This is a genomic window from Pseudomonas sp. I8001 (assembly GCF_013385345.1).
In the GTDB taxonomy this organism is placed as follows: domain Bacteria; phylum Pseudomonadota; class Gammaproteobacteria; order Pseudomonadales; family Pseudomonadaceae; genus Aquipseudomonas.
In genome coordinates this window covers 199610-224318 of sequence record NZ_JACAQC010000024.1, presented here as the reverse complement: position 1 = coordinate 224318, position 24709 = coordinate 199610, and the positions used below count along the sequence as shown (strand labels likewise).

Here is a 24709-nt window from a genome sequence, read left to right as displayed (position 1 = left end):
GAATGCGCAGTACCAGTGCCAGATTTTTTGGCTGACACACTGCATTCGCGAGCAAGCCCGCTCCCACAGTGGGGATGTGTTGTGGCTTAGAAGTCGACCCTTATGCCAATCGTGCCTTTTCGCCCATTCAGCTGATTACTGTCCAGATTGCTGTTGTACCCCACCTCGCCATACACACTGACCGTACTCGATACCTGCAGCGTTGCCCCGGTGCTGACGTCCAGCGTGGTGGATTTCTGTTCGGTGTTGATGTCCGTGCTGTCATTGAACGTGACAGTGTTATTCCCGGCGCTGGCGTGCCACACGTTGGTACGCACATAAGGCAGCAGGGGCATGCCGCTCACGCTGTAGCTGCCCTTGAGGCGGACACCGAGACGGGTGACGACGTTAGTGTCGGCGCGGAATGAGACATCCGAGATTCCGTCGTTCTGGCTGTCCACATAGCTTCTATCGACAATCACCTGGGCCTGCGGCTCAACCTCCCACTGTTCAGACACCGCAAACGGCATTCCCACCTCCATAGACCCCAGCACGTTGTGGCCCTTGGTTGGAAGTTTGACGCCCCGGTCGGATTCACTGTGGCCATCGAACCGCGTGCCCATCAGCACGACATCGATATAGGCGTGGTTGGCGCCGATGAGCGTCCAATACGCGCCCAGGCTGTCACCGCGCAGGGTGGTGTTGCCGGCGTCCTTGCCCTGAAAACCGCCATTGAAACCCGCCACATTGCCGGTCAGGCGGCTGTGGCCGACAAAGAAGCCGAGGCGTTGGGTCAGGCCAGCGTCGTTGGTCCAGGCATACAGGTCAGTGCCAACCTGGAAACCGGACAGGGAGCTGTCCAGCGACGGGCTGACGGTGCCGGCGAATGATTGCCGCGTGCTGCTGCCATACACCCGGCCCCAACCGGCCGCTAAAGCGCCAGGTTGACGTTGCAGGCTTTGGTCGCCCATGCGTTCGTGGTAGGTGCCCAGCATGCCCTGGACCATCTGCTGCACGGCGGGAAACAACACGGCATACACCGGGACTTCCGGGCGATAGATGGGTATGGGTTCTTCTCCCGGGAAAATCCCCGGGAGGTCCGGCGTGCCATCGGCGGGGACGGGGGGGAGAATGCCCACTGGGTCGTCAGGATCCTCAGGGTTGGGCAGCGGCGGCGCCACCACCGAGGACCGCAGGAACCAGTTTTGCCCGGTGCCCGGCGTTACGCCTCCTTTGAACAGGTAGTACTCATAGGCGCCTGCGGAAACGGATCCACCGCGCAGGGTAAACGCCAGGTCGCTGCTCGTGGCACCGTTAAGCGCTTCAACCACCTGGATGCCGTTCTGCAGCGTCATGGCGCCGGGGCCGGCAAGGTTGGTGACGGTGATGGTAGTGCCGCCTTGCAGCGTGCCCTGGCTGACTACCAGCTTGTCACTGGCCGAGCCGTCGGCGCCGAGTACCGATTGCAGCGCGAGTTCGCCACCATTGCCGGTGTAGTTGCCGTTGACCGTCAGGCTGTCGGTGGCGCTGGAGCTGCCGGTGGTCATGTCGATCAGGCCGCCGTTGTTCAGGTTGGCTGGTTGCCCGGCCGTGAAGGGGCTGATGCTGCCCTGTGTTACCTGCAGGGCGGCGCTGCCAAAAATATTCAGGGTACCGGTGGCCGTAGCGCTGTCACCGAGCTTGAAGTCGCCGCCCAGGGTCAGGCGCGAATTGTTGTCCAGGTTGACGGTTTCCCAGTTGACATAGCGGGTTGGCGTGGCGGATCGGGTGTTGTCGAAGGTCAGGGTGTCGTTACCCAAACCACCATCCAGGAGCGGAGTGGAAGCCAGGGTGGTTTCGGTCAGGTTGAGCAGGAAACCCCTGTCAGCGCCATCACCCATGAGGATTTCCTTATGGATCAGACCGCCGCCTTCCCAAGTGAACTCATCGTTGCCAAAGCTGGCGAGGATCTGCCCACTTATTTCCCCTCCGCTGACTTTGATGATGTCGTCGCCGCCGCTGACGCTGATGTTGCCACCAACCGCTCCTCCGGACACCAGGATGGTGTCGTTTCCGAAGCCAGTAACGAGGTTGCCGATGATCGCTCCACCCCGCAGGTCAAACAGGTTGTTGTCGAGCTTCATGTCGACCCGTCCGATGCTGCCACCGGTCATCAGCGCTACATCTCCATCTTCAAAAGCACCGACAATCCTGCCACTGCTCATGGTGAACTCGTCACGGCCGTCGCCCTGAGCCAGTGAGGTGACAGTGCCACCGCTCTGGAAGTACTGGTCAACCCCGTCACCCTGGGAGATTGCACCGGAGCTGCCGCCGCTGATTTGCGCAATATCACCGCCCGCGCCTTGCGTCACCGTGCCGGAGATATTGCCATTGAACAGTTGGAAAATATTTCTTCCGTCACCTTGATTGATCGCACCGTTGATCGCGCCGGAATCCATCGTGACCCGATCATCTCCCGCGCCATAAGTCACGTTGCCGACGATGATGCCGGTGCCGCCGACGGGGAACTCAAGGATGTTGCTTCCTTGTAAATCCGTCAGCGCGCCAGCACTGCCATCGCTGCACAGGGTGGTGTCGTTGCCTGCGGTTATGACCAACGTACAGGCGGCCTGCGCGGGGAGAGGCCAATTGAGCAACAGCGTCGTCACGCTGCAGACGCTCAGATACGTCACTGATGAAAACCGCGTGCTCATGATTCGCCCTCCCTGCAAGCCGGTGTTCCAAGCTAGCCACACAGAGAGAGCGTTCGCTACTGTCAGAAGTTACAGGTATAGACGAGTGGGTGCGCCTACAAAAATACAATCTCATAGGGCTCGCGCATGCGCTCCAGCAGCACCTGCGCCAGGATCGGCGCCAGGCCGATTTCCGGGTCGCCTGCCAGTTGGCTGGCATAGGCGTGGGCGGCGTGCAGCTTGCGGGCGACGCTCCAGGTGTCGAGCCGCACCTTGCGCGCGCGCTGCCAGGGGATGGCGGCGGTTTCCCGAAGCGGCCAGTGCCACGCCCAGATCGGCAGTTCGTGCAAGCGCACGCCCTTGACTGCGCAGGCTTTGGCAGCGGCACGGCCGACGGCGTCGTGGTCGTCATTGCCGTCGTTGCGCCAGGTGGTGAACACCACGTCGCCGGGTTGCAGGTAGCGCGCAATGAACTGGCTCATTTGCTGTTCCCGCGCGGCCAGGGCGTTGTCGGCGAAACCGCCGCGGATCCATTTCAGGCTGTGCAGGGGCACGCCCAGGCGGCGCAGGGCTTCGACACTTTCCTGGGGCCGCACCACGCTCAAGCGTTTGGCCGGCCACACGGCAGACCCCGGATGGCTGGCGCTGCCGTCGGTGATGGAGATCAGTTGCAGGGAGTATTCAAGGGTGCTGAGCAATTGCAGCAGACCGCCGCAGGCGATCACTTCATCGCCGGGATGCGGGGCGATGATCACCACGCGGGCGCCCTTGGGCACCAGGGTTGCGGGGTTGATGGCAGGGATTTGCGCGAGTTGCGGGGCGCTGTTCCAGATTTGCGCGGGGCCCCGGCGGTTGTCACTTAACAGTGCAGGCTTCATGGGTGTCACGTCCTTGTTTATCGGTGGTGCAGGCCGTACCCCGTTGACGGGACGGCTCTTGTGGTACGCGAGCGTCAGGTACTGCACGCTCGCGGCGCGACGGCGTTCCAACCCTGGATTGCCGTGCAAGGAATAGTGATGATAGTTATGAATCGCCGCTTTAACACCGCCGGGTGTCGCAATTTTTTCACGAGGCCTGCATCAGGCTCTTCAGGTAATCACCGAAGCCGCCCTGGGCGCGACAATCCAGGCGGGCACTGGTAATCACCTGGGGCGAGTGGCTCCAGGCAATGGAGGCCCCGCAGCGCTCCAGTTGGCGCACCAGCTCCACGTCTTCATGGCAGGGCAGGGGCTCGAAACCGCCGGCCCGCACGTAGGCGCCGGCACTGACGCCCAGGTTGGCGCCGTGGATATGCCGATGCCCGTCACGGGCGGTGTAGGCCTGGTGATAGCGGATCTGCGCCGCCGGGTCGAAGCCGTCGCTCCAGGCGTCCACCGTCACCGTGCCGCACACCGCATCCACGCCCAGGGCCAGTTGCGCCACCAGCCAATCGGGAGCGACGCGGCTGTCGGCGTCGGTGCAGGAAATCCAGCGCGCGCCGTTGTTAAGCAGGTGCCGCGCACCCACGCCGCGCACGTGGCCCACGTTTCGCGCCTGCACTTCCAGGCTGTGCACCTGGTATTCGCGGGCGATCATGGCGCTGCGGTCGCTGCAGCTGTCGAGCACTGTCAGAATCTGCACCTCTTCACCCAGCAGGCCCGGATGACTGGCGGCGACCATCGCAGCTTTCAGGCATTCGGGCAGCAGTTTTTCTTCGTTATGCACGGGTATCAGGATGCCGATCATCGCAGTCCCTCCAGGGTCGCAACCGTAGTGCCGTCGCGGCTCCACAAATCCAGTAGAAAATCGCTTTCGTGATGCTGCGCCAGATGTGGCATGCCCAGGCGCTGGCCGAGGCGCACATGCACCTGTTCGGCGGTCTGCGGGCAGCCTTCGATGATCGGGCGCCAGTGGCAGGCGAGGATTTGTCCGTCAGGCGTCAGGGAGGCGAGGGCGCGATCGATCAGCCCATCGAAATCCTTCGGGTCCAGGTAGTAGCAAAGCTCGCTGAGTACGATCAGCTCGAAGGTTTCGCTGGGCCATTGCTGCGGCAGGCGGCTCTGCTGCACGGTGGCGTGGGTGAAGCCGCGCAGCCGCGCCTGTGCGAGGCTGACCGCCGCTTGCGCCGTGTCACAGCAGAGCAGGCGGTCACAGCGCGGGGCCAGCTCGAAGCTCAGTTCGCCATTGGCGCAGCCGGGTTCAAAGATCGAGGCATAGCGCGGCCGGGTCAGCAGCGCCAGGGTCAGGGCCCGCTTGCGCTGTTCATACCAGCGTTGCCGAAAGGCCCAAGGGTCGTCGTTACCGGCAAACAGCTCATCGAAATAGGGCGTGGCGACACTCATACGAACACCACTTCAAAAGGTTGCAGCAGGCGCTCCAGCACATAGGGCGCGAGCACCGGTGGCAGGCCGATCTGCGGGTCGCCTTCCAACTGGCTGGCGAAGGCATGGATGGCGTGCCGTTTACGGGCCACGGCTTCAGGTGTCAGGAGAATTTTACGAGCGCGATCCCAGGGCACCTGGCTGTCTTCCGGGGTTGCCCAATGCCAGGTCCACACGGGCAGCTCGAGCAAGGTGGCGCCCACCGCCCGGGTCGCCTTGGCACTGGCACGGCCCACGGCCTCGTGGTCGCAATGGCCGTCTTCGCGCCAGGTGGTGAAGACCACGTCGCCGGGCTTGAGGTAACGCTCGATGAAGCGGCTCAGGTCTTCTTCACCTGCGGCGACCTGGCTGTCGCTGAACCCGGCCCGCAACCATTTCAGGCTGTGCAACGGCAATCCCAGCCGGTGCAGGGCCTGCGCCGACTCTTGCGGCCGCACCACGCTCAGGCGTTCCACCGGCCAGCGGCGGGAGCCGGGGTGACTGGCGCTGCCGTCGGTGACGGAGATCAGCAGGATAGGGCGATCCAGCGCGGCAAGGCCTTGCAACAGGCCGCCGCAGCCCAGGACTTCGTCATCCGGATGTGGCGCGATGATCACGGCGCGGCTGCCTTCAGGCACCAGTTCGGCAATGTCTACGCAAGGCAGCTCGGCCAGTCGCGACGAGCCTTGCCACACATGCAAGGGCGTGCCCTGGCCGACGATTGGATTGATCTTCATAGTTCCCATCTCCCTGGGCGCTCATCGGCGACTTGTTGACCAAGGGCGGCCAGGTCGCGCTCGGCATGACTTTGCCGCAGGTACACCGGCAAGTCGGCCATCAACTGGGCAAAATGCGGGTCCTTGCAATACGGCCCGGCGCCCAGTGCTCGGCCGACATGGTGAATCACCTGGTCGACGGTTTCTTCGATACAGGCCCGTGCCTGTTGTGCCAACAGCCGGGCATCTGCCTTGGGCTGCCGGTCGATATGGGTGGCGCTGTCGCGCAGCACACAGGCCGCGCTGTGCAAGGCACTGTCGACGCTGCCAAGGTGCGCCAGGGCGTGGGGCTCCGGGCGTTTTGCGCTCTGCTCGCGCAAGGCCTCCGCCAGGCGTTGTGCCGCGCCGTACCAGCAGGCGGCGATGCCGATGCCGCCTTGCCAGAAGCCCGGGCGCGCCAAATAGTCCCCAGGCTTGCCGATGGCCAGGCCAACGGTGTCCTGGAAAAGCACTTCAACACTGCCCGTAGCGGCCATGCCCACGGCCGCCCAGCCCTCATCGGTGACGGTTACGCCGGGCTGGTGCATTTCCACTGCAACCAGTTGCTGGCGATCCTCTTCATCCCACGCCGTGAGCAACCCGTGGCTGACCACCGCCGCGCCCGAGCACCAGGCCTTGCGGCCCTCCAGCCGCACACGTTGGCCGTCACGCCGGATCCGCACCTTGGCGGTGGGCGGCTCGGCCGCCCACATGCCCCACGTGCTGCCAACCGGCGGCAAGGGGCTGTCGAGTTCAGCGATGATCGCCAGGGCGTCCGTGTGGCCCTCGAACAACTTGCACAACCGCAGGTCATGGCCGGCGACTTGCGCCAGCCGGCTGAAGCGTTCCAACGTTTGCCCGCTGCCCGGCAAGGGCAACTGGTCCAGGCCTTCCTCCACCAAAGCCCTCAGCGCAGCGCCAAGGGCCTGGGTGTCCGGGTAATCCCGGTAGCCGCGAAGAAACTCATGCAAGGCCATGTCACACCTCGTCCTCATGCTGCAATTCAAACAGCAGCAGCGAACGCCCGGTGACCGCGTATTCGTGATCGAAATCGAAGCGCTCCTGGCCACGCACCGCTGGCTGGTTGGTGTCGAGCATGCAGGTCCAGAAGCCGCCATCCGGCACCGGTGGCAGGCGGAAATTGACCATGTCGTGGTGGGCATTGACCACCAGCAACAACGTGGCATCGGCCCCCGGGCGGCGAATCCCGGTTTCCTGGGCGCGGCCATCCATCAGCATGCCCAGGCAACGGCCATGGCTGTCCTGCCATTGCTCGATGGTCATTTCATCGCCGCTCGGCGCGAGCCAGGTGACGTCCTTGACCCCGATATCTTCGTTGTAGTCGCCCACCAGGAAGCGCCCGCGACGCAGGATCGGGTACGCCAGGCGCAACTTGATCAGGCGCTTGACGAACTTGAGCAGGGCCTTGCCGTCTTCATCCAGTTCCCAATTGATCCAGCCGATCTCGCTGTCCTGGCAGTAGGCGTTGTTGTTGCCGTGCTGGGTCCGGGCGAACTCGTCACCGGCTACCAGCATTGGCGTGCCCTGGGCCAGCAGCAGGGTGGCGAAGAAATTGCGCATCTGGCGCAGGCGCAGCGCGTTGATTTCCGGGTCGTCGGTAGGGCCTTCGACACCGTGGTTCCACGACAGGTTGTTGTTGCTGCCGTCCTGGTTGTTCTCGTCGTTGGCTTCGTTGTGTTTGTCGTTGTAGGACACCAGGTCGTGCAGGGTGAAACCGTCGTGGGCGGTGATGAAGTTCACCGAGCTGTACGGCCGGCGGCCGCGCTGGTTGAACATCTCGCCCGAGGCGGTCATGCGTCCGGCGAAGTCGGCCAGTTGGCCGTCGTCACCTTTCCAGAACGAGCGCACGGTGTCGCGGAAACGGTCGTTCCATTCCACCCAGCCCGGCGGGAAACCGCCGACCTGATAGCCGCCGGGGCCACAGTCCCACGGCTCGGCAATCATTTTCACCTGGCGCAGCACCGGGTCCTGGCGGCAGGCCACGAGGAAGCTGTGGCGCTCGTCGAAACCGTCGCGGTAGCGGCCAAGGATGGTTGCCAGGTCGAAGCGGAAGCCGTCGACATGCATCTCGGTCGCCCAGTAGCGCAACGAGTCAGTGACCATTTGCAGCACGCACGGGTGGCTCAGGTCGAGGGTGTTGCCGGTGCCGGAATCGTTGATGTAGAAGCGCTTGTCATCGGGCATCAGGCGGTAGTACGAGGCGTTGTCGATGCCGCGCATGGACAGCGTCGGGCCTTGCTCGTTGCCTTCGGCGGTGTGGTTGTAGACCACGTCCAGGATCACTTCCAGCTTGGCTTCGTGCAGGTGCGCGACCATTTCCTTGAACTCGGCGATCTTGCCGCTGGCCAGGTAGCGCGGGTCCGGGGCGAAGAAGGCGATGCTGTTGTAGCCCCAGTAGTTGGTCATGCCTTTTTGCAGCAGGTGCTGGTCGTTGACGAAGGCGTGCACCGGCAGCAACTCGACCGATGACACACCCAACTGGCGAATGTGCTTGAGCACATCGTCGACCATCAGCCCGGCGCAGGTGCCGCGCACTTCCTCAGGCACCGAAGGGTGGCGCATGGTGATGCCGCGCAGGTGGGTTTCATAAATGATCGTGCGATCCCACGGCGTGCGCACTGGCTGGTCGTTGCCCCAGGTGTGGGCCGGGTCGATGACTTTGCACTTGGGCACGAAGGGCGCGCTGTCGCGTTCGTCGAAACTGAGGTCCGCGTCCGGATGGCCGATGGTGTAGCCAAACAGGGCCTCGGACCATTTGAGCTCGCCCACCAGCTGTTTGGCGTAGGGGTCGATCAGCAATTTGTTGTGATTGAAGCGATGACCGTTGGCCGGGTCATAGGGACCGTACACGCGGTAGCCGTAGATCAGCCCGGGGTGGGCGTCGGGCAGGTAGCCGTGGAAGGTCTCGTCGGTGTATTCCGGCAGTTCGATGCGCTCCAGCTCGACTTCGCCGCTGTCGTCGAAAATGCACAGTTCGACTTTGGTGGCGTTGGCCGAGAACAGCGCAAAGTTGACCCCCAGACCGTCCCAGGTCGCGCCGAGAGGGAAGGGCAAACCTTCACGAATCCGCGACGGCTCGTTTTCCGGCGTCGAGTTGGGCTTGTTGGGTTTGCTCATTGAGATGCTCCTGCAAAAGGGTTTTTCCGGGCCGAACGGGGCCATTCCGGCGTGATGCCGGGTAGATATCGGTAGTTGGATAGCCTCCTGCGGTGCGGGCGCACCTGCAGGAGGATCTTTGGGTCAGGGTGCCTTGGGCTTCTTCGCAGCAGGCTTCTTCGCCGCCGGCACTGCGCTTGGCTTGGCTGCCGGTTTGGGCGCTGCCGCTGCGGGCTTGGCTTTTGGCTTGGCCTTGGCGGCGGCCTTCGGTGCCTTGGATGGCGTCAGCGCTTCGGCTTCCGCCAGTTTGCGCGCCATTTCCCAGTGTCGTGCGTCCTCGCCATGGGGTTTACCTTCAGATTCCCAGATCTGATGTGCCAGTTCGCGGATGCGTTTGTCTTCAGTACTCATCGCAATGCTCCTCACAGAAAATTTCAGCTTTCTTGATCATCAGGATTGATAAAGACATTGACCGGGAAATCCCCCAGGGCAGCGCTGATCATGAGCTCCTTGTTTGGTGTGACTGCGCCTGTTCGGAAAAGTCCCTTCCAATTTTGGGTTGGAGCGGCGAACGGTAATCGGACCCGGGTATCGCCCCAAATCTGCGCGTTGATCAGGGGATACACACCGTTTTCAAGCAGCCGGTGAGGCCAGCGTGGCACCACCACCAGCAGCTGTTTGCCCTGGTATTCGCGGTAGAAAGCGACTACCCGCTCGGCGTGTTCGCCCACCACTTCCAGAGGCTCGTACGTGCCCTGGCGAAACAGTTGCGGATGCGCCTTGCGCAACCCCAGGACCTGGCTGATCAACGCCTGTTTTATACGCCCGTCATGCCAGTTGAACATCAGCTCGCCGATGTCCGGCGGCGTGTGCAGCCCCTGTTGCCGTGCGGGGTAGTCCAAGGGGCGGCGGTTGTCAGGGTCCACCAATGTGAAGTCCCAGAACTCATCGCCCTGGTACAGGTCCGGCACGCCCGGCACGGTGAGGCGAAGCAAGGATTGCGCCAGCCCGTTGAGCGCGCCGGCCGGGGCGATGGCCTGGGCGGCCTCGCCGATGGCATCGCGCAGGGTCTTGCCGGCGTCCTCCAACAGCAGCCGTGACAGGAACGCTTCGACACCTTGCTCGTACAACTCGTTGGGTGCGCTCCAGCTGCTGTTGAGCTTGGCTTCACGCAGGGCTTTCTGCTGCCACTGCCACAGGCGCTGGTGATAGTCCGCCAGGCCCTCGGTATCGTCGCGGTGCAGGTCCAGCGGCCAACTGCCCAGCAGCACCTGATAGAGGATCAGTTCGTCACCTGCGGACGGCGTGTTGGCATCGCTGCGCAGGCGGGCGGCGAGGGGGCGCCATTGCTCCACCTGCTCGGTATACCAGTCGGCGGCCTCGCTGAGCACGGCCAGGCGCGCACGGGTATCTTCGCCGCGCTTGTGGTCGTGGGTGGCGGTGGCCAGCAGGTTGTCGGGGAAGGTGCGCAGGCGTTGCTGATTGACCGCGTGGAAGTCTTCCAGCGGGGCGCTGAATTGTTCGGTGCTGAAACCCACGTCATTGCGCGACAACAACACACCCGAGCGGTAGAACGCAGTGTCTTCCACGGCCTTGGCCGCCGCCGGCGAGGTCAGTTGCTGGAAGCGTACGCAGGCGTGCTTGAGCATCTTGCGTTTGCGGCCCAGGGGGCGGTCGCGCCAGGGTTGGCCGCCGAGCCATTTTTCCAGGTAGTCGAGCACCGGCCAGTCGCCTTCGCTCAAGGTGCTGCGGGCACCGGCCAGGGCTTGCAGGAAAAACACGTCATCCAGTTCGCTGCGGCCCCGGGCGCTGATGTAGGTGCGGTACACCGGGAAATGCACGATCAGTTCCTGCAACGCGCGGCGAATTGCACCCAGGGTCAGGTCGCGGCTCATCACATCGTCCCGAGCCACTTGCAGCAGGGCCTGGGCCACACTTTCAAAATCCCCGGCCAGGGAACCGTTGAGGATCTGCTGTCGGGCCAGCCAGGCTTCTTCGATAAATGAAGACGGGCGTTCGGTGTGGCGGGTCCATAACTCGGCCAGGGGTTCGAAGCCCTTCGGGTCATGTTGCAGCAATGACAGCTGGTTCATGAATTCGTAGCCGGTGGTGCCGTCCACGCGCCAGTCTTCACGCAAGGTTTCGCCTTCGCCGAGGATCTTCTCGACGAAGATCGGCAAGTGCCGCCCACTCGCCAGCGAGTCCACCCGGCGGCGCAGCTTGCGGCAGTAACCGCGCGGGTCGGCGAGGCCGTCGATGTGGTCGATGCGCAGGCCGTCGATCAGGCCTTCGCTGATCAGCTGGAAGATCTTGCCGTGGGTCGCTTCGAACACCGCGCTGCGTTCAACCCGCAGGCCGCCCAGCTCGTTGACGTCGAAGAACCGCCGCCAGTTGATATCGTCCGCTGCCGTGCGCCAGCTGGCCAGGCGATAGCTTTGTTGTTCCAGCAGGTGGTGCAGGCGGGCGAAACCTTCGGGATGGCGGGCGTCGTAGAGGTCGAGGTTCGCTTCGATGGCCTTCAGGGTTTCGGGGTCGCGGGCGGCCTCGATCAGTTCCTGTTTCAGCGCGGCGGCCTGGGGATAGGCGTCCGGCTGGTAGGCCAGGCTGCTGAAGCGATCGGCCAGTGACTTGACGGGCACCAGCTCGCCGTATTCCCGCGGGCAGATCGGGAAGCGATGTTCGTAATGCTCGACGTAGAAGCTGCCGTGCAGCGGGTCGAAGCGCAGCGGCAGGGCACCCGACTGCAGGGCTTCGCCGTAGTCGCTGCCCAGGAACGGCATCAGCAGTTGGCCCTTGAGCAGCGGGTCTGGCGAGTGCCATTGAATGTCGAAGAATTCGCTGTAGGGACTCAGGCGACCCCATTCCAGCAAGTCCAGCCACCACAGATTATCGGCACCGCCGACGGCCATGTGGTTGGACACGATATCGAGGATCAGCCCCATGTCATGTTCGCGCAACGCCGCAACCAATCGCCGCAGCGCCGGTTCGCCGCCCAGCTCGGGATTGACGGTGGTGGGATCGACCACGTCATAGCCGTGCATCGAACCGGCGCGGGCGCTCAGCAATGGCGAGGCGTAGAGGTGGCTGATGCCCAGCTCGGCGAAGTACGGCACCAGCGGCACGGCGTCGTCGAGGGTGAAGCCCTTATGAAATTGCAGGCGCTGGGTAGCCCGAAGCGTCAATGCTTTCATCGGTCACGCTCTTGGGCCTGGATGCGCGCCACGGCCAGCAACTCAAGGCGGCGGGCGGCATTGTCATCATCGAGCAGGGTGGCGGCATCGCCCGGCAGGCGCCGGCGCCAGTTCGGGTGGGTGTCGGTGGTACCGGGCAGGTTGGATTGTTCCTCGACCCCCAGGGCGTCCTCCAGCGGCAGCAATACCAAGGGTGCGCGGGTGTGGCCCAGGTAGCGCACGCTGGCGTCGATGACGTGGTCGGTTTCGTTGCGCACTTCGTCGATGAAGTTCTGCGGGTCCTGGCTCAAGGCCTGGCGCAGCGCCTGGCGTTCCCGCAGGCGGTGTTCGCTCCATTGCTCGACGGTGGGTGCATCGATCAGGCCCAGCTGGACATTCCAGTCGATATCGCGGCTGTGCCACCAACCGTTGAGGGTCGGCAGGTCGTGGGTGCTGGTGGTGGCCAGCGCGTTGTCCGGCCAATCGAGGATCGGCTTGAACTGGCCGCCGTGGTCTTGTTCGAACAGCAGCACGCGCATCCCAAGGATTGAGCGCGCGATGAGTTTTTCCCGCAGGCCGTCGGGTACGGTGCCGAGGTCTTCACCGAGGACGATCGCCTGGTGGCGGCTCGACTCCAGGGCCAACAGCCGCAGCAGGTCATCCACCGGGTAATACAGGTAGGCGCCGTCCCGTGGCGAGGCGTCCATCGGGATCACCCACAGGCGTTGCAGGCCCATCACATGGTCGATGCGCAAGCCGCCGGCGTGGGCGAAGTTGGCCCGCAGCATTTCGATAAACGCGCGAAAGCCGTTGCGCTTGAGGCCTTCGGGGGAAAACGCGGAGATACCCCAGCCCTGGCCGGCACGGTTCAGGATGTCAGGTGGCGCACCCACGGTCAGTTCCGCCAACAGTTCATCCTGGCGGCTCCAGGCCTGGCTGCCGCCGCCGTCGGCGCCCACTGCGAGGTCGGCGATCAGGCCGACACCCATGCCGCTGCCGCGCGCCGCTTGTTGCGCGCGTTCCAGGCACCGGGCAATCAGCCATTGGCTGAAGGCGTAGAAGCCGATCTCGTCCCGATTGGCTTCGGCAAACTGCACCAGGGCCGGGCTTTGCGGGCTGTGCCAGTCCTCTGGCCAGTGGCGCCAGTCGAGGCTCTCGCCGTTGGCCGCGCGTTCGGCTTGTACGGCTTCGAAGCGGCAGTGGTTTTCCAGGGCTTCACCGCCAGCCTGGCGGAAGCTCAGGAAGTCGGCATGTTGCGGGTGGTCGCCCTGGCGGAAGTCGTCATACAGGGTGCGCAACAGGCGCTGCTTGGCTTTGGCCGCGGCCGGCCAGTCGATCAGGCTTTGTTGCTCAAGGTCATTCAATTCGTCGGCCAGCCCGCTGGCTTCAATGGCAGTTTGCACCGCACGTTCGCCGAGGATGCAGCCGGGGGACGCGTACAAACTGTTGAGGAACAGGCGGCTGGACGGGGAATAGGGGCTGAAGCGCTCGGTGTCGGCGCTGAACATCGCGTGCATCGGGCTGATGGCCAGGGCGTCGGCGCCGCGTTCGGCGGCGGCGCGGGCCAGTTGTTCCAAGGCCTGGGTATCGCCAAAGCCGCCGTCGCCGCTGCGGCGCAGGGAATACAGCTGGGCGCTCAGGCCCCAGGCGCGGGCGGTCTGGGTGTCGACCGCTTCTGCAACGGTGTAGCAATGCGTCGGTGCCACGGCCAGGGTGAAATGCTGGTCGGCAATATGCACTTGTTGGTAGCCGACCGGAATCGAGCCGGGCAACACCGCGTTCTCGTCCAGGCTCAGGTCCAGCACGCTGGAATCTTCGAGGTGAATCTGGCACGGCGTACCGGGGGCGAAGTAGCGCGCCAGGTCCAGGCCGGCGCCGCTGTCGACGGTCATCAGGGGCGGCAGGTGCTTGTCTTGTTGCACGCGTTCGAGGTCCAGCAGGCTGGCTTCGATCTCGGCGTCGCTGTCGGCCGGGTGGCCCAGGCCTTTGAGCACGGCGCGCAGGGCGTCGGGCTTTACATGTTGCGGGCGGCCATTCGCGTCGATCCAATCGACGGCCAGGCCCGCTCGGCTGGCGAGTATTTCCAATTGCGCGTCGCTCAAGGGTGCTCTCCAACAGGGGAATGGGTGAGGCTGACGCGGGCGCTGAGGGGAGCCAATTGTTCGGCCCCGCTGGCCTGCGTCACAAATAGGAGGTGCTCGGCAGCCGGGTAGTTCAGAGAATCGGCGCTCAGGTTGAGGTCGATCTGCAACAGGCTGCCATTGCCCAGGCGCCAGCGCGCCGTGACCGCGCCCTCCGCCAGCACGTGCGCACCCAGGGCCATGCTGCCGGGCAGGTGCGGCACGATATGTTGGTGGCGCAGGCTCAGCAGGTGCCGGTAGAGCTGCGAGTCGCCGCAGTCGGCGAGGGCGGGTGCCGAGCGGCGGAAGGTCTGCAGGGAGTTGGGGTCGGGAATGCGTTCGCGGCGTTCGGGGTCGCTGAACGCGGCGAAGTCGGCAAACTCGTTGCGCCGGCCTTCACGTACCGCCTCGGCCAGTTCGCCGTGATGGTCGGTGAAGAACAGGAACGGCTCCTCGGCATTGACTTCATCGCCCATGAACATCAGCGGGATCATCGGCGACATCAGCAGCAAGGTCGTCGCGGCGCTCAGGGCCTGGGGCGAACACAGTTGATGCAGGCGTTCGCCCAGGGCGCGGTTGCCGATCTGGTCGTGGTTCTGCAGGAACAGCACAAAGGCGCTGGGCGGCAGGTGCCCGCTGGGCTCGCCGCGCGTGTGGCCGTGGCGCGTGGTGTGGCCCTGGTAGATAAATCCTTCGCTCAGGCAGCGCGCCAGTTTTCCCGTGGGGTCCTGGGCGAAATCGCTGTAGTAGGCGTCGGTTTCGCCGGTGAGCAGCACGTGCAGGGTGTTGTGGCCGTCATCGTTCCACTGGGCGTCGAAACCGCTTTCCAGCAGGCTGGCCTGGTTGAATTCGTTTTCCAGCACCAGCCACACATGCCGCCCCGTGTCGACTTGCTGGCGTACTTTTTGCGCCAGCTCCTGCAGAAATTCGGGATCGTTGATGGCGTGCACGGCGTCCAGGCGCAGGCCGTCGAAGCGGTATTCCAGCAGCCACATCAGGGCGTTGTCGATGAAGAAATCCCGGACCTCCCGGCGATCAAAGTCGATGCCCGCGCCCCAGGGCGTGTGCACGTCTTCGCGAAAGAAACCCTTGGCGTAGGTGCCGAGGTAGTTGCCGTCGGGGCCGAAGTGGTTGTAGACCACATCGAGGATTACCGCGAGGCCATAGTGGTGCGCACTGTCGATCAGCTGTTTGAGCTGCTCGGGCGAACCGTAGGAGGATTGGGGAGCGTAGGGCAGGACACCGTCGTAACCCCAGTTACGTTCGCCGGGGAATTGCGCGATGGGCATCAGCTCAATGGCGGTGACCCCCAGTTCGGCGAGGCGCGGCAGTTGTTTCTCGACCTCGGCGTAGCCCCCCAGTACGCCCACGTGCATCTCGTAGATCACCGCTTCGTGCCACGGCCGGCCTTGCCAGTGGCTTTGGCGCCACTGATAGGCCAGGGGGTCGACCACCACGCTGAAGCCGTGAACGTCCGTGGCCTGTGCCCGGGAAGCCGGGTCGGGAACGTCCTGTTCGCCGTCGATGTTGTAGCGGTAGCGGGTGCCCGGCGGGCATTGCAGCTGCACCACAAACCAGCCATCGGCCTGGGGCAGCATCGCTACCGATTTTCCTTCCTCAAATTCAACGCTGACATAAAACGCGTCTGGCGCCCATAACGCGAAGCGGGTGTGTTCCGCATCCAGCATGATCGCGCCGTGGGGCCAGGTTTCCAGAGTCCGTGACGGCATCTATGAAGACCTCTTTTTACTGTTTCCCCGATCTTCCCAGCGCTTTCGCTACCAGTTGCTCATAAAGTTCGGCATAGGGTTCCACTGCCTGGCACCAGTTGAACGGTGCGGCCATAGCCCGGCAACGCATGGCGTTGAGCAAGCCTGGGAAGGCGAAGACCTTGAACGCGCGGCTGAGGGCCGCTTCGTAGCTTTCGACAGTGGATTCGTTGAACAGGAAGCCGGTGACGCCATCCTCGATGGTGTCGGCCAGGCCGCCGGTGTTGCGTGCAACCGGCAACGAGCCGAAGCGCTGGGCATACATCTGGCTCAGGCCGCAGGGTTCGTAACGGGATGGCATCAACAGGAAGTCGCTGCCGGCGAACATGCGGCGCGCGTCGGTCTCGTTGAAGCCGATGCGCACGCCGATCTGGCCGGGAAAGCGCAGGGCCAGGGCACGCATGGCTTGTTCTTCTTCCGGCTCGCCGCGACCGATGATCGCGATCTGGCCGCCATTTTCGACGATGAAACTGGCGACCGCCTCGGTCAGGTCCAGGCCTTTCTGGTAGACCAGGCGCGATACCACGGCGAACAGCGGGCCGGTGGAGTCGTGCAAGCCAAACAGGTTGCGCACATGGGCGGCGTTCAGGGCCTTGCCTTCCCAGTCACCAATGTTGAAAGGGTGGGTCAGGTGCGGGTCGGTGGACGACTCCCAGCTTTCATCAATGCCGTTGGGAATGCCGCTGAGCAAGCCTTGCTGGGTCTTGCTGGCGAGGAAGCCATCCAGACCGCAGCCAAATTCGGGGGTGGTGATTTCCTGGGCGTAGGTGGCGCTGACCGTGGTGATATGGCTGGAATACGCCATGCCGGCCTTGAGGAATGACAGCTTGCCGTAGAACTCCATGCCTTCTTGCTGCAAGGCGTGTTCGGGAATGCCCAGCTCCGGGCACGAGGCCAGGCTGACCACGCCCTGGTAGGCGAGGTTATGAATGGTGAACAGCGTTGGAGTGCGTGACCCACGCCAGTGCATATAGGCTGGCGCCAGGCCTGCTGGCCAGTCATGGGCGTGCACCAGGTCCGGGCACCAGTGGATCTGCGCCAGGTTGGCGGCAATATCGGCGGCGGCCAGGCCCAGGCGGGCGAAGCGGATATGGTTGTCGGGCCAGTCGCGGCCGTTGTTGGCGCCGTAGGGCGTACCTTCGCGCTCGTAAAGCTCGGGGCAGATCAGCACGTAGATAACCAAGCCGTCCTTGAGGTCCATGCGCCCGATCTTGCACGGTGGCAGCGCGGCGTGGCCCCCCAGCTCACCGATGATATGAATAGGGTTGTCGCTGTCCAGCACCTGCGGGTAGCCGGGGATCAGCACGCGCACATCGTGCAGGTGCGCCATGGCGCGGGGCAGGGCGGCGGAAACGTCGCCCAGGCCGCCGGTTTTCACCAGGTCGGCCAGTTCGGAAGTGACAAACAGCACTTTTTTGCGATTGGGATTCACACGTGGGACCGGCCGCACCGTGTTGGGAAGGTCGGCCAATGAGGTCGGCCCGCCAACCGGCTGACTAAAACGCTCTCCCTGAGTATCTACAGCGGCACTGATCATAGTTCTCTCCCGAGTTTTGGTCGGCTGATGGCATATGGCAATCAGCGAAAGTTGACCGCGTCCTGCGGCCAGGCGCACAAGCGCTACACAGACTGGCAAGCCTTATGCCAGTTGTGCTGGAGTCTTAAATAGAGTGGATGGACGGGCGTTCGGTGGGAACCGTCAGCACTCGCCTTACCTTAAACCTGACCTGTGGCAGAGTTGGAAAGTTTCGATTTTTTGCGGGGTTTTTGTTTTGGATCGGACCCATCGGTCATGAGTCTAGGACAGATCCCAGAGCCTGTGGGGTCTGTGGGGTATTTTTGTAGGACAAATTTTTTTCATGAGCCCGGTAGCAGCTGTCGAGCGCGCTCCGGTTCAGGATCGGCAGTGCGCCCGACGCAGCCTCGCTGAGGCTCGACAGCTGCTACGGGGGGAGTGGGAGGTGAAATGTGTGCACTAGCTTAGTGCGCGAACGGGCACTCCTTTGGCCCACGCTTGGATGTCTTCGATCATCTGCTGGTAGAACTGGCGGTAGTTCTGCTCGCTGACGTACCCCACATGAGGGGTGGCCAATACGTTGGGCAACTGGCGGAATGGATGCCCGGCTGGTAGCGGCTCCTGGGCGTACACGTCCAGTGCCGCGCCCGCCAGCCGGCCATTGGCCAGGGCGTCAATCAAGGCGGCCTCATCGACAATCGGCCCGCGTGCCGTGTTCACCAAATGCGCCGTAGGTTTCATCCAGCCCAACGCTTCGGCGTCCACCAGCCCGCGGCTGCGGTCGCTGAGCACCAGGTGAATCGACAACACGTCCGCCTGTTCAAACAACTCGCGCTTGCTGACCCAGGTCACGCCGCTTTCGGCAGCGCGCTCTGGGGTAAGGTTTTCGCTCCAGGCAATTACGCGCATGCCGAAAGCCTGGCCAAATTTGGCGACCTTCTGGCCAATGCTGCCCAGCCCGAGAATCCCCAGGGTCTTGCCGTACAAATCGCCGCCCAGGCCCACTTGCCAACCCCCGGCGCGCAGGGAATTGGCTTCGGCCAGCAGGTTGCGGGTAGACGCCATGATCAGTGCCCAGGTCAGTTCCGGGGCCGCGTGCTTGTAACTGTCGGTGCCGCCTACCTGGATACCCAGGGCCTTGGCCGCAGGAATGTCGATGGCGGCGTTGCGCATGCCGCCGGTCACCAGCAACTTGAGCCTGGGCAAGCCTTGCAACAGAGCCTGGTCGAAGGTGGTGCGTTCGCGCATCACGCAGATCACCTCGAACCCCTGCAAACGCTCGATCAACGTGGCGGTGTCCGCCGGGTAATCGTGGAGGAAGTGCACCTGGCCGACCGACGCCAGGACTGACCAGTCCACCACGCCACTGGCCACATTCTGCCAATCATCAATCACTGCGATCTGTACCGACATTCACGCATGCCTCGAAAAAGGTTGGATTAAAGGGCGTTCAGCCCTTGCAACAGTGCCTTGTGAAACTGTACCGGCTCTTCCATTTGCGGTGCATGGCCCAGGCCCGGGAATTCCACCAGGGTGGCGTGGGGAATCAGCTTGGCCACTTGCTTGCCCAGCACCGCGTAGTTGCCGAGCTTCGCCTTGACCTCCGGTGGCGCCAGGTCTTTGCCAATGGCGGTGTTGTCGGAGGTGCCGATCAGCAGCAGGGTGGGCATCTGCAGGTCCTTGAACTCGTAGTACACCGGCTGGGTGAAGATCATGTCGTAAATCAGCGCCGAGTTCCACGCCACCTGGGTGTGGCCGGGGCCTTTGTTCATGCCGGCGAGCATATCGACCCAGCGGTCGTATTCAGGCTTCCAGCGGCCGACGTAGTAGGTGTCGAGCTCGTATTTGCGGATGCCTTCGGCGGTCAGTTTCAACTCGCGCTCGTACCATTGGTCAACGCTGCGGTAGGGCACGCCGATGGCCTTCCAGTCTTCCAGGCCAATCGGGTTTACGAGGGCAAGTTGTTCGGTTTGCTGCGGATAGAGCAGGGCGTAGCGTGTGGCAAGCATGCCGCCGGTGGAATGGCCGAGCAGGGTAGCCTTCTGAATACCAAGTTTTTCCAGGAGTTGATGGGTGTTGATCGCCAGTTGCTGGAAGCTGTACTGGTAATTGTCCGGCTTGCTGGAGGTGCAGAAACCGATCTGGTCGGGAGCGATCACCCGGTAACCGGCGTCGCTCAGGGCCTTGATCGATTCATCCCAGGTGGCGCCGCAGAAGTTCTTGCCGTGCATCAGCACGATGCTGCGCCCGTTGGCCTTGCCCTTGGCCGGCACGTCCATGTAGCCCATCTGCAGGGATTTGCCCTGGGACTGGAAGGTGAAGTGCTCTACCGGGTACGGGTATTGGAAGCCTTGCAGCTCGGGGCCGTAGGTCTGACCTTCTTCGGCGGCGAAGGCGGGCAGGGCGCTGCCGAGCAACAGGCTGGCGACGCACAGAGAGCGGATCTTGGACATGGTTAGAGCTCCGGGAACAGTGCCCGGATGCTGTGGCGAGGGGATTAACGGGAGATTAAATCCAGTGCAGGGTGAGCATGGCCAGTCCCCCGTAGCGCGCCCCTTTGGCCAGGGTCACCAGCACCAGGAACCGCCAGAACGGTTCGCGCATGACCCCGGCCACCAGGGTCAGCGGGTCACCAATGATCGGCACCCAACTGAGCAGCAACGACCAATGGCCCCAGCGCTGGTAATGGGTACGGGCCTTTTCCAGGTGCCTGGGGCTGACCGGAAACCAGCGTCGATCCTTGAAGCGCTCGACCGAGCGGCCCAGCAGCCAGTTCACCACCGAGCCCACTACGTTGCCGGCCGTTGCAACCCCGAGCAGCAGCCACACGCTGTAATGCCCGCTGATCATCAGCCCTACCAGCACCGCCTCCGATTGCATCGGCAACAGCGTGGCGGCGCCCAAGGCGGCGAAAAACAGTCCCAAGTAACCGGCAAGCATCAATCAGCGTGCCGGATAGTCAGCCACTACCACGTCTTTGCCATCGCGAGTCAGGCCGATGACCTGATAGGCATCGCTGCTGCCGTCCATCTCCATGCCTGGCGAGCCCATGGGCATGCCCGGTGCTGCAATGCCCAGCAAGTCGTCGCGCTTGCGCAGGGCCAAGACCTGGTCGGCTGGCACATGGCCTTCGACGAACTTGCCGTCGATCACGCCGGTATGGCAAGACGCCAGGCGTGGCGCCACGCCCAGGCGCTGCTTGACCTCGCTCATGTTGCTTTCCACATGGTCGTTGACCTTGAACCCGTTGCTTTCCAGGTGGGCAATCCACTTTTTGCAGCAACCGCAGTTGGCATCACGGTGCACGTCAATCGGGATCAGCTCGGCAGCCTGGGCCAGGGTGCTCATGAGCAGGGCCGACAGTGCGGCCAGTCGCAGGGTGGTTTTCATCGTCATCTCGTCGGATAAAGGGCAACAGCGGGGCATTCTCCCTGCTTTTTGGAAAAGGGTTTCCCGGGAGTGTTACGAGGTTTTACGAAAAACCGACAGCACCAGAATAACCGCCTGGTGCTGTCGGAAAACTGAGAGGGATATGACGGTTTTGTCAGGCTGGCGGGGGTTCCAGGCGCTGCTTGAGCTGATCAAGGGCCTGGTTGGACAGTGCGATCATGCGCTCATGCAGGGTGGTCAGTTGCAGTTCGGTTTCATAGGTCAGGATGCGCTTGAATAGCGTGCCGTTGCCCTGTACTTGCAGCAGATAATGAATACAGCCATCGACCGCCAATGAGGTGAACGCGGTCTTGAACTCCCGCGGTCGCTGCGCAATCTGCACGCGATAGCTCATGGGAACCCGCACACCCAGCAGGTCGATGGTTTCAGTGAAACGATGACCGGCAGGCAATGAGCCGGCGATACCGGTGTCGGCGCCCAGGGATGTCGGATGCCATTCATGCCAGCGATCCGGTTGGGTAACGTAGTCGTAAACGTCGTCGATAGAGGCTTGTATATAGCGTTCCTGACTGATCCGCTCCAGACGGATCGGGTGCTCAACTGCGTGCATGACACACCTCCTGTGTGGCGAGACTAAGCACAGCGAACTGTCAGAATAGTCTGGCTCCCGCGCATTGCACGGGAGCTTTCAGGCTATTTTTTCAACGCACCTTGAAGCGACCCATCAATGCAATAACCCGGCCATTGGCATCCAGCAGGCTCTGGGTGTTGTGCTCCGTGGCGTGGCCGCTTTGCACCAGCTCTTCGACCATGTGGCGGATGTGCACCATGCTGCGGTTGATTTCCTCGGTCACCGCGCTTTGCTGTTCGGCGGCGGTGGCGATCTGGGTGCTGAGGTTGTTGATATGGCTGACGGAGCCGGCCATCTCGTCCAATCCTGTGTTCACCCGGGCCGTGGCGTCAGCCGCAGACTGGCAGCTGGCCTGGGTGGCTTCCATGGCCGTCACCGAGGAACTCACGCCCGTGGTCAGGCGCGCCAGCATTTCATTGATCTGCGAAGTACTGGCCTGGGTACGGGCGGCGAGGGCGCGGACTTCGTCGGCCACCACCGCAAAACCCCGGCCTTGTTCGCCGGCCCGGGCGGCTTCGATGGCCGCGTTGAGTGCCAGCAGGTTGGTCTGGCCCGCGATGGCGCCGATCACGCCGAGGGTTTCGGTGATGCGGGCGGCATCCTGGCGCATGTTTTCCACGGTGTGGGTGGCGCTGGAGACCTCGCCGATCAACGCGCTGACGCTGCGGGAAGCTTCGCCGACCACCACCCGCGAACGGTCGGCGTGCTCATTGGCGCGCTGGGTGAACGCAGCCGTTTCGGCGGCGTTCTCGGCCACGGTGTCGGCGGTGGAACTCATCTCGGTGATGGCCGTGACGGTCTGGTCGGTTTCCGAGGCATGGCGCACCAGGATCTGGTTGGTCTGGGCCGACGTCTGCTGCAATTGCGCCAGGCTCGACGACATGGCGCCGGTGGCCAGGGTCACTTCTCCAATCATGTTTTGCAGGTAGACGATAAAGCGGTTCACCGAATGGCCAATCGCCCCCAGTTCATCCTCGGCGCGGATGGTGATTCGCCGGGTCAGGTCGGCATCGCCGTTGGACAGTGCGTCGATATTGGTTTTCAGGGCGGTCATCCGGTGCACCAGCTGGCGGATGGCGTACACCGCCAACAGCACCAACAGCAGGATCATCGGGATTTGCAGCATCGCCAACGTGCCCAGTACGTCATCACGTTGGGCGGTGATCAGCGAGGTCGGCAGCGCAGTGGCGAGGAACCACGGGGTGCCTTCGATCGGGCGCATGAAGAACGTGCTGGCCACGCCCTGGTTGTCGAACTCGCTGCGTTGCAGGGTTTGATCACGATGGGCCAGGCCGGCGCGGACCTGGGCGGCAAAGGCCGAGGTGCCGGCCAATTCGCTGATGTTCTTCAACACCACGGGGCCGCTGATGCGCGTGCTGTTGCTGATGATCTTGCCGTCGCCTTCGACGATCAGCATTTGCCCGCCGAGGTCTTTTTCCTTGCTGGCCACCAGGTCGTTGAAGAAGCCCAGGGTCACGTCGATGGTGGCGACGCCATAGGCTGCGCCGTCACGCTGGATCGCCATCGCGCAGTTGGTGCGTGGCTCCTGGCTGGCGTCATCCTTGTAGGCCGCCGCCCAGGCGCACTGGCCGCGGGGCGAAGCGAGGCCGCCCTTGTACCAGCTCTGGTCGTAGTAGTTGGGGGCCGCGTCGCTGTTCCAGAAGGTATTCACCGCCAGCTTGCCCGAGGCATCGCGGTGCCAGAAGGTGCTGTGCTTGTTGCGTCCCGGGGTGCGTTGGTTGGGCAGGGGCCAGATGCCGCCGCCAAACACTTTCAATTCGCCGTACTGGTCCACCAGGCCTGGCAGCACCTTGTCGATGGCGTCGCTGTCCAGCAGCGGGATGGTTTGGGTGATGCTGCGTTGCTGGGCCTGAACCTTGTTCAGTTCGCCCTGGATCTGCTCGGCCACTTCGGCAATGCGATTGAGGGCCACCTGTTCTTCGGTGTGGCGCAGCTTGGGGGCCACCAACTGTCCGATGCCCACCACCGTCAAGACGAATAACAACAGGACGAACAGCACCAGGAACAGGGTGTAGCGGGCTTGGATAGAGCGCAATGAGGGCATGGGGTCGTCCTTACGAAGCGTTTATTGTGCGACGCGGCTTTGTTAGAGCTTCGAAGGGCTATCGGCTTGGGACGGGCGAGCTTGAGGCACTATCGTGCAAGAAAACCCAGGGCAGGGATTTAAGGCGCGGAGCTGGCGAGCCAGCCCCGATCCGGCGTGGCAGGATTATTTGTCCAGCATCTGCATGACCGCTTCCGGGTAGCGCAGCCCGGCTGTGGCGTTGGCCGGGAAGATGGCCTCCAGCGCCGCCAACTCGGTCGGGCTCAGCTTGACCTCCAGTGCCGCGACGTTCTCTTCCAGGTATTTGCGTTGCTTGGTCCCCGGGATCGGGATCAGGTAATCCCCTTGCGCCAGCACCCAGGCCAACGCCAGTTGCCCGGCGGTCACGCCCTTGTCGGCGGCCAGGGCTTGTACCTGTTTCACCAGCAGCAGGTTCTTCGCGAAGTTTTCACCCTGGAAACGCGGGCTGAACCGGCGATAGTCATCCGCCGCAAAGTCATCCGGGCTTTTCAGCGCGCCGGTCAGGAAGCCGCGGCCCAGTGGGCTGTAGGGCACAAACGCGATTCCCAGGCGTTGGCAGGCCGCGAGGCAACCGTTGTCTTCCTGGTTGCGGCTCCATAACGAATATTCGCTTTGCAGGGCGCTGATGGGATGCACCTTGTGGGCGCGCTCCAGGGTAGCCGCCGACGCTTCACTCAAGCCCAGGTAACGCACCTTGCCTTGCTTGACCAGTTCGGCCATGGCGCCAACGGTTTCTTCAATCGCCACTTCGGGGTCGATGCGGTGCTGGTAATACAGGTCCAGGGTTTCCACGCCCAGGCGCTTCAAGGTGCCGTCGATGGCCTCGCGAATGTATTCCGGGCGGCCGTTGACGCCACGCAGTGCCGGGTTCGCCGGGTCGCGCACGATGCCGAACTTGCTGGCGAGGAACACCTGGTCGCGCTTGCCGGCGATGGCCTTGCCGATCAGCGCTTCGTTGGTGTGGGGGCCATACATGTCGGCGGTGTCGAGTAGGTTGATCCCCAGTTCCAGGGCGCGGTGCAGGGTGTATATGGCTTCAGTGGTGTTGGTGCCGGTGGTGTAGAAATCGGTCATGCCCATGCAGCCGAGGCCGATGGCGGAAACCTGAGGGCCGTTCTTGCCGAGTTGACGTGTGTGCATGGGTCCAGCTCCTGTGTGGGAAGGG

General features: G+C 63.3%; 19 protein-coding genes. All 19 read right to left on the bottom strand.

Annotated features, from left to right (window positions below):
- Positions 1–86 precede the first annotated feature (86 nt).
- Positions 87–2672, bottom strand: coding sequence for an autotransporter outer membrane beta-barrel domain-containing protein (locus HX839_RS17785; protein WP_177067456.1), 2586 nt, complete (start codon positions 2670–2672; stop codon positions 87–89).
- Between the two features lie 95 nt (positions 2673–2767).
- Positions 2768–3529, bottom strand: coding sequence for a PIG-L deacetylase family protein (locus HX839_RS17780; protein ID WP_003207524.1), 762 nt, complete (start codon positions 3527–3529; stop codon positions 2768–2770).
- Between the two features lie 187 nt (positions 3530–3716).
- A complete protein-coding gene (locus HX839_RS17775) occupies positions 3717–4376 on the bottom strand; it encodes a glycosyltransferase family 2 protein (RefSeq protein WP_177008561.1) in 660 nt (219 codons plus the stop codon).
- The gene (locus tag HX839_RS17770) at positions 4373–4972 is read right to left on the bottom strand and encodes an SAM-dependent methyltransferase (RefSeq protein WP_177067455.1); all 600 of its coding nucleotides are present in this window, start codon (positions 4970–4972) and stop codon (positions 4373–4375) included. Before HX839_RS17770 ends, HX839_RS17775 begins: the two co-directional genes overlap by 4 nt.
- A complete protein-coding gene (locus tag HX839_RS17765) occupies positions 4969–5727 on the bottom strand; it encodes a PIG-L deacetylase family protein (RefSeq protein WP_134326428.1) in 759 nt (252 codons plus the stop codon). The genes HX839_RS17770 and HX839_RS17765 overlap by 4 nt, the downstream gene beginning before the upstream one ends.
- The gene (locus HX839_RS17760) at positions 5724–6722 is read right to left on the bottom strand and encodes an acyl-CoA dehydrogenase family protein (RefSeq protein ID WP_177067454.1); all 999 of its coding nucleotides are present in this window, start codon (positions 6720–6722) and stop codon (positions 5724–5726) included. The genes HX839_RS17765 and HX839_RS17760 overlap by 4 nt, the downstream gene beginning before the upstream one ends.
- 1 nt (position 6723) lies before the next feature.
- The gene (gene glgX, locus HX839_RS17755) at positions 6724–8883 is read right to left on the bottom strand and encodes a glycogen debranching protein GlgX (protein WP_003207536.1); all 2160 of its coding nucleotides are present in this window, start codon (positions 8881–8883) and stop codon (positions 6724–6726) included.
- Positions 8884–9006: 123 nt separating this feature from the next.
- The gene (locus HX839_RS17750) at positions 9007–9273 is read right to left on the bottom strand and encodes a DUF2934 domain-containing protein (RefSeq protein WP_003207537.1); all 267 of its coding nucleotides are present in this window, start codon (positions 9271–9273) and stop codon (positions 9007–9009) included.
- 23 nt (positions 9274–9296) lie between these two features.
- Positions 9297–12053, bottom strand: coding sequence for a malto-oligosyltrehalose synthase (locus HX839_RS17745; RefSeq protein ID WP_177067453.1), 2757 nt, complete (start codon positions 12051–12053; stop codon positions 9297–9299).
- The gene (gene malQ, locus HX839_RS17740) at positions 12050–14134 is read right to left on the bottom strand and encodes a 4-alpha-glucanotransferase (protein ID WP_087692374.1); all 2085 of its coding nucleotides are present in this window, start codon (positions 14132–14134) and stop codon (positions 12050–12052) included. Before malQ ends, HX839_RS17745 begins: the two co-directional genes overlap by 4 nt.
- Positions 14131–15882 carry a malto-oligosyltrehalose trehalohydrolase gene (gene treZ, locus HX839_RS17735; RefSeq protein WP_177067452.1) on the bottom strand — a complete coding sequence of 584 codons (1752 nt, stop codon included), beginning with the start codon at positions 15880–15882 and terminating at the stop codon, positions 14131–14133. The genes malQ and treZ overlap by 4 nt, the downstream gene beginning before the upstream one ends.
- A gap of 16 nt (positions 15883–15898) precedes the next feature.
- The gene (gene glgA / locus HX839_RS17730; protein ID WP_177020003.1) at positions 15899–17458 is read right to left on the bottom strand and encodes a glycogen synthase GlgA; all 1560 of its coding nucleotides are present in this window, start codon (positions 17456–17458) and stop codon (positions 15899–15901) included.
- A 438-nt stretch (positions 17459–17896) separates the two neighbouring features.
- Complete coding sequence (locus HX839_RS17725) at positions 17897–18850, bottom strand: D-2-hydroxyacid dehydrogenase family protein (RefSeq protein ID WP_177067451.1); 954 nt, start codon at positions 18848–18850, stop codon at positions 17897–17899.
- 26 nt (positions 18851–18876) lie between these two features.
- Positions 18877–19890, bottom strand: a complete 1014-nt coding sequence (locus HX839_RS17720) for an alpha/beta fold hydrolase (protein WP_177067450.1) — start codon at positions 19888–19890, stop codon at positions 18877–18879.
- Positions 19891–19945: 55 nt separating this feature from the next.
- A complete protein-coding gene (locus HX839_RS17715; protein ID WP_177067449.1) occupies positions 19946–20377 on the bottom strand; it encodes a YqaA family protein in 432 nt (143 codons plus the stop codon).
- 3 nt (positions 20378–20380) lie between these two features.
- Positions 20381–20827 carry a DUF411 domain-containing protein gene (locus tag HX839_RS17710; RefSeq protein WP_003207550.1) on the bottom strand — a complete coding sequence of 149 codons (447 nt, stop codon included), beginning with the start codon at positions 20825–20827 and terminating at the stop codon, positions 20381–20383.
- A 154-nt stretch (positions 20828–20981) separates the two neighbouring features.
- A complete protein-coding gene (locus tag HX839_RS17705; RefSeq protein ID WP_177067448.1) occupies positions 20982–21437 on the bottom strand; it encodes an SRPBCC family protein in 456 nt (151 codons plus the stop codon).
- Between the two features lie 91 nt (positions 21438–21528).
- A complete protein-coding gene (locus tag HX839_RS17700) occupies positions 21529–23523 on the bottom strand; it encodes a methyl-accepting chemotaxis protein (protein ID WP_177067447.1) in 1995 nt (664 codons plus the stop codon).
- Between the two features lie 165 nt (positions 23524–23688).
- Positions 23689–24684 carry an aldo/keto reductase gene (locus HX839_RS17695; protein ID WP_177067446.1) on the bottom strand — a complete coding sequence of 332 codons (996 nt, stop codon included), beginning with the start codon at positions 24682–24684 and terminating at the stop codon, positions 23689–23691.
- Positions 24685–24709: the final 25 nt, after the last annotated feature.

Bases quoted from the DNA above. Each gene is read 5' to 3' on its own strand.
- HX839_RS17785 (WP_177067456.1), bottom strand. From the start codon at position 2,672: ATGAGCACGCGGTTTTCATCAGTGACGTATCTGAGCGTCTGCAGCGTG.
- HX839_RS17695 (WP_177067446.1), bottom strand. From the start codon at position 24,684: ATGCACACACGTCAACTCGGCAAGAACGGCCCTCAGGTTTCCGCCATC.
- treZ (WP_177067452.1), bottom strand. From the start codon at position 15,882: ATGCCGTCACGGACTCTGGAAACCTGGCCCCACGGCGCGATCATGCTG.
- HX839_RS17770 (WP_177067455.1), bottom strand. From the start codon at position 4,972: ATGAGTGTCGCCACGCCCTATTTCGATGAGCTGTTTGCCGGTAACGAC.
- HX839_RS17780 (WP_003207524.1), bottom strand. From the start codon at position 3,529: ATGAAGCCTGCACTGTTAAGTGACAACCGCCGGGGCCCCGCGCAAATC.
- glgX (WP_003207536.1), bottom strand. From the start codon at position 8,883: ATGAGCAAACCCAACAAGCCCAACTCGACGCCGGAAAACGAGCCGTCG.
- HX839_RS17760 (WP_177067454.1), bottom strand. From the start codon at position 6,722: ATGGCCTTGCATGAGTTTCTTCGCGGCTACCGGGATTACCCGGACACC.
- HX839_RS17700 (WP_177067447.1), bottom strand. From the start codon at position 23,523: ATGCCCTCATTGCGCTCTATCCAAGCCCGCTACACCCTGTTCCTGGTG.
- HX839_RS17715 (WP_177067449.1), bottom strand. From the start codon at position 20,377: ATGCTTGCCGGTTACTTGGGACTGTTTTTCGCCGCCTTGGGCGCCGCC.
- HX839_RS17775 (WP_177008561.1), bottom strand. From the start codon at position 4,376: ATGATCGGCATCCTGATACCCGTGCATAACGAAGAAAAACTGCTGCCC.
- HX839_RS17725 (WP_177067451.1), bottom strand. From the start codon at position 18,850: ATGTCGGTACAGATCGCAGTGATTGATGATTGGCAGAATGTGGCCAGT.
- HX839_RS17765 (WP_134326428.1), bottom strand. From the start codon at position 5,727: ATGAAGATCAATCCAATCGTCGGCCAGGGCACGCCCTTGCATGTGTGG.
- HX839_RS17745 (WP_177067453.1), bottom strand. From the start codon at position 12,053: ATGAAAGCATTGACGCTTCGGGCTACCCAGCGCCTGCAATTTCATAAG.
- HX839_RS17705 (WP_177067448.1), bottom strand. From the start codon at position 21,437: ATGCACGCAGTTGAGCACCCGATCCGTCTGGAGCGGATCAGTCAGGAA.
- glgA (WP_177020003.1), bottom strand. From the start codon at position 17,458: ATGATCAGTGCCGCTGTAGATACTCAGGGAGAGCGTTTTAGTCAGCCG.
- HX839_RS17720 (WP_177067450.1), bottom strand. From the start codon at position 19,890: ATGTCCAAGATCCGCTCTCTGTGCGTCGCCAGCCTGTTGCTCGGCAGC.
- HX839_RS17710 (WP_003207550.1), bottom strand. From the start codon at position 20,827: ATGAAAACCACCCTGCGACTGGCCGCACTGTCGGCCCTGCTCATGAGC.
- HX839_RS17750 (WP_003207537.1), bottom strand. From the start codon at position 9,273: ATGAGTACTGAAGACAAACGCATCCGCGAACTGGCACATCAGATCTGG.